General features: G+C 69.0%; 2 protein-coding genes. One reads left to right on the top strand and one right to left on the bottom strand.

The genetic code is table 11. The annotated features are described in order from the left end of the window. Positions 1–816, top strand: an 816-nt coding sequence (sat, locus tag FWJ67_RS11175; protein ID WP_414482865.1) for a sulfate adenylyltransferase, incomplete at its 5' end; no start/stop codon positions are given. Here the strand turns inward: sat and FWJ67_RS11170 are convergent. Further along, positions 807–1,256, bottom strand: a 450-nt coding sequence (locus FWJ67_RS11170; protein ID WP_414482864.1) for an SDR family oxidoreductase, incomplete at its 5' end; no start/stop codon positions are given. The genes sat and FWJ67_RS11170 overlap by 10 nt on opposite strands.

Below are 1,256 nucleotides of genomic sequence, written 5' to 3'. Positions count from 1 at the left end.
ATGCAGGTGACCGAGCGCTTCACCTACGACCCCCGGGAGGAGGCGGCCCAGGTCTACGGCACCACCGATGAGGCCCACCCCGGCGTGGCCCGCCTCTACCGCCAGGGGCCCGTCTACCTAGCCGGGCCCCTCTGGGTGGTGGACCGACCCGGGCCCGATCCTTTCGCCCACTACCGGCTCACCCCGGCCCAGACCCGGGCGCTTTTCCAGGAGCGGGGCTGGCGGACGGTGGTCGCCTTCCAGACCCGGAACCCCGTCCACCGGGCCCACGAGTACCTCCAGAAGTGCGCCCTGGAGGTGGTCGACGGCCTCCTCCTCCACCCGGTGGTGGGGGCGACCAAGGCCGATGACCTGCCGGCGGAGATCCGCTTCCGAAGCTACGAAGTCCTCCTGGAGCGGTACTACCCCCGCGAGCGGGTGCTCCTGGCCGCCTTTCCCGCCGCCATGCGGTACGCCGGGCCCCGGGAAGCCGTCTTCCACGCGCTGTGTCGGAAGAATTACGGCTGCACCCACTTCATTGTGGGCCGGGACCACGCGGGGGTGGGCCACTACTACGGCACCTACGCCGCCCAAGAGATCTTCGACCAGATTCCTCCCGAAGAGCTGGGCATCACCATCCTCCGCTTCGAGAACAGCTTCTTCTGCCGGCGGTGCGGCCAGATGGCCACCACCAAGACCTGTCCCCACGGCCCCGAGAACCGCGTGGCGCTAAGCGGCACCCGGGTGCGGGCCCTGCTCCGGGACGGCCTGCTGCCGCCACCGGAGTTCAGTCGGCCGGAGGTGGTCCGGGTGCTGGCCGAGGCGGCCTACACGTAGATCATCTTCACCGTCATGCCGCCGTCGGCCACCAGGGCCTGGCCGGTGATGAAGGAGGCCTCCTCTGAAGCGAGGTAAAGGCAGGCGGCCGCGATATCATGGGGCCGGCCCACCCGGCCCACGGGATGCTGGCGGTGGTCTTCGGCCGTCAGGGGCTCCTGGTGGGCCAAGTCGGACCGCTTCCAGGTGCTGACGTCGATCCAGCCGGGAAGAATGGCGTTCACCCGGATCTGGGGGCCGAGGCTGATAGCGAGCGCATGGGTGAGCCCCAACAAGCCTGCCTTGGAGGCGGAGTACGCCTCGGTGTGTTGCTCGCTCATCAGGGCCCGGGTGGAGGCAATGTTGATCACCGACGGGTGGGTTCCTTTGCGGAGCAGCGGCAGGCCGTATTTGACGCAGAGGAAGGCGCCTCGCAGGTTAACGTTCAGCACCCGGTCCCA

The organism is Limnochorda sp. (genome assembly GCF_047459355.1).
Classification (GTDB): Bacteria; Bacillota; Limnochordia; order Limnochordales; family Limnochordaceae; genus Limnochorda.
The sequence above is the reverse complement of the archived record's forward strand: the minus strand, read 5'-3'. Positions and strand labels throughout refer to the sequence as shown.